Genomic DNA, 801 nt, shown 5'->3' with positions numbered 1-801 from the left:
TCATGGCGGAGTGCGGTGCAGGGGGTGGTGGGCGCGCGAGCACGCCCCGAGCTCGGGCCATTGCGAGGCCGGGCCGGGGGCGTGCAGGGACACCTACTGCCGTGAAACGCAGTTCAGGCTGAGAATTGAGCGGCCGTCGTGAGGGGCCGGTGTATCGGGCGGGCGGGCCCAGGCAGTTCGCGCGACGGCTGTGTCCGCCATCCAGGGCAGCATCGACGGAACTTCGAGATCGGGGCTGGCGAGCGAGTCGTGGAGGGCGGTACGTGGCCGGTCCACGGCATGGTCGATGTGACCGTGGGCCGTGTGCTCGGGCCCGGGGAACGGAGCGCGCACGTCATGCCCACGGCCGTCGTGCGCTTCCGGGGCGAGACAGCGGGCCGAGACGACACTCAGCTGCTCACCGGTGAAAGAGCTCCCGTGCAGGACGCCCGCGAGATGGGCGGCGACCAGTACGACGAGACCCAGCAGCAGACCGAGGCGGCCCGAACGCCTGGCATGGCCCGCCGCCCTGACCCACAGTCCGATCACGCACCTACCGTAATCGATCATTCACGATGAGCTACGTCGGCCCGTGGTGTTGCTCTCTCATATACCTGGGCTGTGGGCTCACTGTCCGGACGTCACAGGCTGGTGTGCCATTTATGGTGCCCCGGAGCGAGCCTCTTCGCTCCGGCTCCGGGCACGGGAGCGGGTACATGCGCATGAGGCGTTCTGTGAAGTCGGCCGTCGGGCTCATCAGCCTGCTGACCTTGGCTTGCGCGGGCTGCTCGTCGGGCGGGGACGGTTCGGGGGCCGCTGTCG

Annotated in this window: 1 protein-coding gene; it reads right to left on the bottom strand. The window is 69.3% G+C overall.

What is annotated here, in order from left to right; genetic code table 11:
- Positions 1-93 precede the first annotated feature (93 nt).
- Positions 94-528 carry a hypothetical protein gene (locus tag AC31A1_RS52095; RefSeq protein WP_489660025.1) on the bottom strand — a complete coding sequence of 145 codons (435 nt, stop codon included), beginning with the start codon at positions 526-528 and terminating at the stop codon, positions 94-96.
- Positions 529-801 lie beyond the last annotated feature (273 nt).

It is taken from the genome of Streptomyces sp. P5F9, assembly GCF_057961495.1.
This window is presented reverse-complemented; position numbering and strand designations above follow the sequence as displayed.